Annotated in this window: 5 protein-coding genes; 2 read left to right on the top strand and 3 right to left on the bottom strand. The window is 52.3% G+C overall.

Annotation, left to right across the window (positions count from 1 at the left end; all coding sequences use genetic code 11):
- Window positions 1-140: 140 nt before the first annotated feature.
- The gene (yihA, locus tag ACTHUT_RS04320; RefSeq protein WP_036492739.1) at window positions 141-782 is read left to right on the top strand and encodes a ribosome biogenesis GTP-binding protein YihA/YsxC; all 642 of its coding nucleotides are present in this window, start codon (window positions 141-143) and stop codon (window positions 780-782) included.
- 213 nt (window positions 783-995) lie between these two features.
- Here the strand turns inward: yihA and ACTHUT_RS04315 are convergent, their stop codons facing one another.
- Complete coding sequence (locus ACTHUT_RS04315) at window positions 996-1214, bottom strand: hypothetical protein (protein ID WP_440386471.1); 219 nt, start codon at window positions 1212-1214, stop codon at window positions 996-998.
- Entirely contained in the window at window positions 1192-1425 is a 234-nt protein-coding gene (locus ACTHUT_RS04310; RefSeq protein ID WP_002221492.1) for an RNA-binding S4 domain-containing protein, read from the bottom strand. The genes ACTHUT_RS04315 and ACTHUT_RS04310 overlap by 23 nt, the downstream gene beginning before the upstream one ends.
- 165 nt (window positions 1426-1590) lie before the next feature.
- Between ACTHUT_RS04310 and dnaE the strand changes: the two genes are divergently transcribed.
- Window positions 1591-5025, top strand: coding sequence for a DNA polymerase III subunit alpha (gene dnaE, locus ACTHUT_RS04305; RefSeq protein ID WP_440386470.1), 3435 nt, complete (start codon window positions 1591-1593; stop codon window positions 5023-5025).
- Between the two features lie 270 nt (window positions 5026-5295).
- Here the strand turns inward: dnaE and ACTHUT_RS04300 are convergent, their stop codons facing one another.
- The gene (locus tag ACTHUT_RS04300; protein ID WP_440386469.1) at window positions 5296-7026 is read right to left on the bottom strand and encodes a potassium/proton antiporter; all 1731 of its coding nucleotides are present in this window, start codon (window positions 7024-7026) and stop codon (window positions 5296-5298) included.
- Window positions 7027-7195 lie beyond the last annotated feature (169 nt).

Genomic DNA, 7195 nt, shown 5'->3' with positions numbered 1-7195 from the left:
TTAAAACCGATAATTCTATAAACGTGCTATTCTATACCAAGTTTACATTAAATTACTACTCAAATTACCAAACTGCTGCAACATAAATGCCCGATACAAATTATGATGTTGCAGTTTTGTTTCCATGTAAGGAAATACTGATGAACCTTTTTCAAAACGCCAAATTCTTTACAACGGTCAACCATCTGAAAGACCTGCCCGACACGCCGGCCGAGATTGCCTTTGTCGGCCGAAGCAATGCCGGCAAATCCAGCGCCATCAACACGTTAACCAATCATGTGCGCCTTGCCTACGTTTCCAAAACACCGGGCCGCACCCAACACATCAATTTCTTTGAGCTGGAAAACGGCAATTTCATGGTTGACTTGCCCGGCTACGGCTACGCGCAGGTACCGGAGGCCATCCGTGCGCACTGGGTCAAACTCTTGGGCGACTACCTGCAACAACGCCGCCAGCTGATCGGCCTGATTCTGATTATGGACTCGCGCCATCCGCTCAAGGCCTTAGACATTCAAATGCTGGACTTTTTCCACATTACCGGCCGTCCTGTGCATATCCTGCTGTCAAAAGCAGACAAGCTGTCTAAAAACGACCAGATTAAAACTTTGGCGGCGGTAAAAAAATCACTCAAACCCTACACCGATCGCCAAAAAATCAGCGTTCAACTGTTTTCCAGCCTGAAAAAACAAGGCATGGACGAAGTCAATCAAGTGGTCGGCTCATGGTTTGATGCACATCGCGAAGAAATCGAGAATCTTGCAGGCGAAACATCGCCTGAGTGATTGTAAAACAAGGCGGAATGAGATGAATTGACCAACCGCAAATCTTCTTCCGTCATTTGTTTTTCTATAATGCCGTTTCCCATCTCACTTCCAAAGGGTATGTATGCACATGCCTTTTTTATTGCGTTTTTTTATTTTCTTATCGCAAACTCAAAACAACAACGTATCAGTAAAAATTCTTAAAAAGCATGGTTTTATTCGACTAAACCTTTTTCAGACGGCCTTTGCCTCATCTTCGCCATCTACCCAACCAGCTTCTTTCAACTTCCGCTGTTGCGCATCATATCGGGATTTTTCCGCCCAATACATTGTCTGAATACAGGCATCGCCGCACTCGCTGCCGCAACATTCCCACGACTCGGGGCGGACAGGTTCGTCTAAAATCGGCTCGCCCAAGATGGCTTCGGCCTTATTCTTCAGGGTCGTATCCATCGGCGATTTCCAAGCGCGCACCGTCAAACTCAATCACTTCGCCGCCACGGATTTTGGCGGTTTTACGGGTTTCGGTTTCGCCGTTGCGCAACACCAGCCCTTCGGCGATAAACGCTTTTGCCTGTCCGCCGCTTTCGGCAAGGCCGGCCAATTTCAATAAGTCGCACAACGCGATGTATTCGTTGTCTTCAAGATAGACAGTGGCTTCCATAATTCAATCCTTTTCAATAATGGCGATATTTTAACATGGCCGTCTGAAAGAAAGCCCCCTTCTGTTTTATTTGCTTTATCCAACCCCATTACATTTGGTTTTCAGACGGCCTTTAGCTGCCAACCCTGCTACAATACGCCTTTTATTGTTCACGCCGATTTTGCCATGACCGAGCCGACCTATATCCCCCTGCGCCTGCATACCGAGTTTTCGATTACCGACGGTATGGTGCGGATTAAAAAACTGATCGCCAAAGCGCAGGAATACGGTTTGCCTGCTTTGGGCATCAGCGATTTGATGAACGAATTCGGCTTGGTGAAATTCTATAAAGCCTGCCGCGGTGCAGGGATTAAGCCCATCGGTGCGGCGGACGTGTGGATAGGCAATCCGAATGCGCCCGACAAGCCGTTCCGCGCTATGCTGATTATCCGCAACGATGCGGGCTATCTGCGCCTGAGCGAGCTTTTGACGGCGGCTTATGTCGGCAAAGACCGCAATGTCCATCATGCGGAACTCAATCCCGAATGGCTGGAAAACGGCGACAACAGCGGCTTGATTTGTTTGAGCGGGGCGCATTACGGCGAAGTGGGCGTGAATCTCTTAAACGGCAATGAAGACGCGGCGCGTGCGGCGGCGTTGAAATATGCGGCGTGGTTTCCCGATGCGTTTTATCTGGAGCTGCAACGCCTGCCCGAACGTCCCGAATGGGAGGCTTGCGTTTCGGGCAGCGTGAAGCTGGCGGAAGAATTGGGTTTGCCGGTGGTGGCGACGCATCCGACGCAGTTTATGAGCCGCGACGATTTCAACGCACACGAGGCGCGGGTGTGCATCGCGGGCGGCTGGGTACTGACAGACAAAAAACGTCCGCGCGATTTCACGCCAAGCCAGTTTTTCATTCCGCCGGAAACGATGCTGGAGCGTTTCGCCGATTTGCCCGAAGCCTTGGAAAACACGGTGGAAATCGCCAAACGCTGTAATCTGCACATCACATTGGGCAAAAACTTCCTGCCGCTCTTCCCTACTCCCGACGGCCTGTCGCTGGATGATTATTTGGTGAAACTGTCCAACAAAGGTTTGCAGGAACGCATGGTTCAGCTTTATCCCGACGAGGCGGAGCGTGCGGAGAAAATGCCGGAATATCAGGAACGTTTGGATTTTGAGCTGAACATCATCATCCAGATGAAATTCCCCGGCTATTTCCTTATCGTACAAGACTTTATCAACTGGGCGAAAACGCACGGCTGTCCGGTCGGGCCGGGACGCGGTTCGGGCGCAGGCTCGCTGGTGGCGTATTCGCTGAAGATTACCGACCTCGACCCGCTCAAATACGCGCTGCTGTTCGAGCGTTTCTTGAACCCCGAACGCGTTTCCATGCCCGACTTTGACATCGACTTCTGTCAGGCAAACCGCGGCCGCGTGATTGAATATGTGCGCGAGAAATACGGCGCGGATGCAGTAAGCCAGATTGTAACTTTCGGCACGATGTCGTCCAAAGCGGTCATCCGCGACGTGGGGCGCGTGCTGGAACTGCCGTTTATGCTGTGCGACAAACTGTCCAAACTGATTCCATTGGAAGCCAACAAACCCCTGAGTTTGGAAAAAGCCATGGAGGCCGAGCCGCAGATTCAGGAATTGATCGAAGCTGAAGAAGCGGACGAACTGATTACACTGGCGAAAAAGCTGGAAGACCTGACGCGCGGTTTGGGTATGCACGCAGGCGGCGTGTTGATTGCGCCGGGCAAGATTTCCGATTACAGCCCCGTGTATCAGGCGGATGAGTCCGCTTCGCCCGTATCCATGTACGACAAGGGCGATGTGGAAGATGTGGGTCTGGTGAAATTCGACTTTTTGGGTCTGCGCAACCTGACCATTATCGAAATGGCGCAGAACAACATCAAAAACACCACCGGCGATATCGTCGATGTCGGCAAGATTCCGCTTGACGACCAAGCCGCCTACCAAATCTTCCGCGATGCGAACACCACCGCCGTCTTCCAGTTTGAGTCGACCGGCATGAAAAAAATGCTGAAAACGGCGCACACCACCAAGTTTGAAGAACTCATCGCCTTCGTATCGCTCTACCGCCCCGGCCCGATGGACAACATCCCCGACTTTGTTGCGCGTATGAAAGGTCAAGAATTCCAATACATCCATCCGTTGCTCGAAAGCATCCTCGCGCCGACCTATGGGATTATGGTGTATCAGGAACAAGTGATGCAGGCGGCGCAGATTATCGGCGGCTACTCGCTCGGTGGCGCGGACTTACTGCGCCGCGCAATGGGTAAGAAAAAGCCCGAAGAGATGGTGAAACACCGCGAAATCTTCGCCGAAGGCGCGGCAAAACAAGGTATTTCGCGCGAAAAATCCGACGAAATTTTCAACTACATGGAAAAATTCGCCGGCTACGGTTTCAACAAATCCCACGCCGCCGCCTACGCCCTGATTTCCTACCAGACCGCATGGCTCAAAGCTCATTACCCCGCTGAATTTATGGCGGCAACCATGTCGTCTGAATTGGACAATACCGACCAGCTCAAGCATTTCTACGACGACTGCCGCGCCAACGGCATCGAGTTCCTGCCGCCCGACATCAACGAATCCGACTACCGCTTCACGCCGTATCCGAACATGAAAATCCGCTACGCACTCGGCGCGATTAAAGGCACGGGCGAAGCCGCCGTCGAATCCATCATCGCCGCGCGGCAAAGCGGCGGCAAGTTTACCGGCCTGTTGGACTTCTGCGAGCGCGTCGGCAAAGAACACATGAACCGCCGCACCCTCGAAGCCCTGATACGCGGCGGCGCGTTCGACAGCATCGAACCCAACCGCGCCATGCTCTTGGCAAACATCGACCTCGCCATGAACAATGCCGACCAAAAAGCCGCCAACGCCAATCAGGGCGGTCTTTTCGACATGATGGAAGATGCCATCGAACCGGTGCAGCTCATCGACGCGCCCATGTGGAGCGAATCGGAAAAACTCACCGAAGAAAAAACCGTCATCGGCTTTTATCTGTCCGGCCACCCGTTCGGCCCGTATGCCCAAGAAGTCCGCCAAATCGCCCCGACCAAATTAGGCCGTCTGAAACCGCAAGACAGCGTGCGCCTCGCTGGATTCGTTACTGCCGTGCGCACCATGATGGGCAAGCGCGGCAAAATCGCCTTTGTCAGCCTCGAAGATTTGAGCGGGCAGATTGAAATCATGGTCAGCGGCCAGACGCTGGAAAACTGCGCCGACTACCTCAAATCCGACCAAGTGCTGATTATCGAATCCAAAGTCAGCCGCGACGACTACGGCGGCGGCGACGGACTACGCATCATGGCCAACCAAGTCATGACCCTGCAAATGGCGCGCGAACGTTACGCCCGCAGCCTCAGCCTCGCCCTCGCCCCCGGCCACGACATCGAACGCCTCGCCGCCATCCTCACCGCCCACCGCCTGCCCGATACGGCGCACATCCCGCTGCAACTGTCGTACAGCAACGGCAAAGCATCAGGCAAATTGAAAATTGCGCCAAAATGGATGGTAACGCCAAGCACCGCCTTGTTTGAAGAACTGGAAACATTGCTCGGCAGCAGGGCAGTCCGCGTGAATTGGTAACACTAAAGGCCGTCTGAAATCATGCGTTCAGACGGCCTTTTTCAATTTCATTACAAAAGCTATTTTCCTTTATGATTTTTCTAGAATGAAAGTATTGCCATAAAATAAATACCCTGTAGTTTTAACAAATTCTATCCGGCGTATTCATTCCTAAATCAAAATATTGTGCCCAAACATAAGGCTATACCATCACTGCAATAAATGTTGCAAGCACCAATATACAAAAAATCTGTCGTCGTTTGGTTTTTTGTGTAGAAATCACGACATAGCCTAGTTTTCCCGACGCGGTACTTTCAACCCCATACTCTTCACGACACCGTTCTGATCGGTTTCTTTAACCGTCAATGAAAACCCGTCAACGACAATGCGGTCGCCCTCGACGGGCTGCGCGCTGCCTCCTCTGGATTGAAACCATTCGAGCAGGCTCATACCGGCTTCGCCGTCTTCCAGCTTCAACCCGTACGCCGCTGCCAAATCGCCGGTATTGACATACGGGTCGACGGCAAATTCGCCGAAGAAATCAAAATTTTCGCGCACATTCTGCCCGGTTTCACTGAAGTATTTCGCCATTTTGTCCACTTGGCTGTCAGGCAGGATATACCAAGCCGTATCGCCTTCCCTCAAAACCGTATCATTCTGCATTTCGATTTTCCGCCCGTCACGTATCAGCGCGAAACAGCGCAAGTCAAACGATTCCGAAATGGGGGCAACGGCATCGGGATGCTTGCCTTCCGCCTCAGATTCCTTCGTTACCTTGAAAGAAAACAAAGCCACAGCTTCGCGTTCCGACAGCCAAATGTCGTGCATTCCTTCCGGCTCGGGTTTGGGCGGCATGGCGACCTTGAGCAGACGCGCCATGACGGGTATCGTCGTTCCTTGAATCAGCAGGGAAAGTACGACGACGGCAAAGGCGACATTGAACAACAGTTCAGAATTCGGCACGCCCATGACCAAAGGCATCATCGCCAAAGAAATCGGTACTGCGCCGCGCAACCCGAGCCAACTGATGTAGGCTTTTTCACGCACACTGTATCCGAATTTCCACAAGCCGCTGAAAACGGCAAGCGGACGGGCGACTAGCATGAGGAATACGGCGATAACCAAGGCATCGACGCTTTTTTCCCAAACGCTGCTGGGCGTTACCAACAAACCCAGTACGACGAACAAAGTCGCCTGCGCCAGCCACGCCAGGCCGTCCATCACGCGCCAAACGTGTTCGGTTGCGCGGGTATGCTGGTTGCCGACGATAATCCCTGCCAGATAAACCGCCAAGAAGCCGCTGCCGCCTATGGTATTGGTAAATGCGAATACCCACAGGCCGCCTGACACAATCATCAGCGCGTACAATCCTTCCGCAAGGTTCAGACGACGTACGAGTTTCGCCAACACCATTCCGCCCGCCCACCCCATCAGCAGGCCAAAGCCAATTTGGAGCAGCAGCATCCATAAAAACGCCAACACACCTGATTGTTCGGGGTTGGTAATCATGGTAATCAGGGCGGTAACTAAAAAAATCGCCATCGGATCGTTCGCACCGGATTCGATTTCCAAAGTCGCCTGTACCCTGTCATTTAGGCGCACGCCGCTGTGGCGCAGCAGACTGAACACGGCCCCCGCATCGGTTGAGCCGACAATCGCCGCCATCAGTACACCGAATTTCCAATCCAAACCCAAATAAAATGTGGCGAACAATCCCAAAGGCAACACGGTGGCAAACACGCCCCATGTCGCCAATACCGCAGAAGGCTTCAATGCAATTCGGAAACTTGAAAGCTGGGTCCGCAACCCGCCGTCAAGCAAAATGACGGCTAACGCAAGCTGACTGATGACGTTGGCCAAAACGAAATTGTCAAAATCGATGCGCCCGATACCGTCCTCACCCGCCAACATTCCAACCGCCAGAAACACCAACAAAAGCGGCATCCCCAGCCTTGCCGACAAAGTGGTCGAAACCACGCTTAAAAACAATAACGCCCCGCCGAGCAAAAACAGATTGTTCATCCAGTCCACGTTGCAAAAGTCCTACCGTTAATAAAAACGAGGCGAAATTGTATCATAAAATCAATAAGATTTACTGAAGGCCTACCCATTATACAGAAATAAAAAAACCGTCTGAAAGACGGCTTCGTTCATACAACAAACCGCTTTACCCAAACGGCTTTTTCTGCCA

Source organism: Neisseria sp. P0022.S010, assembly GCF_051956635.1.
This window is presented reverse-complemented; position numbering and strand designations above follow the sequence as displayed.

Excerpts from the sequence above, each read along its gene's own strand:
- yihA (WP_036492739.1), top strand. The coding sequence starts at position 141 with ATGAACCTTTTTCAAAACGCCAAATTCTTTACAACGGTCAACCATCTG.
- ACTHUT_RS04315 (WP_440386471.1), bottom strand. The coding sequence starts at position 1,214 with ATGGATACGACCCTGAAGAATAAGGCCGAAGCCATCTTGGGCGAGCCG.
- dnaE (WP_440386470.1), top strand. The coding sequence starts at position 1,591 with ATGACCGAGCCGACCTATATCCCCCTGCGCCTGCATACCGAGTTTTCG.
- ACTHUT_RS04310 (WP_002221492.1), bottom strand. The coding sequence starts at position 1,425 with ATGGAAGCCACTGTCTATCTTGAAGACAACGAATACATCGCGTTGTGC.
- ACTHUT_RS04300 (WP_440386469.1), bottom strand. The coding sequence starts at position 7,026 with ATGAACAATCTGTTTTTGCTCGGCGGGGCGTTATTGTTTTTAAGCGTG.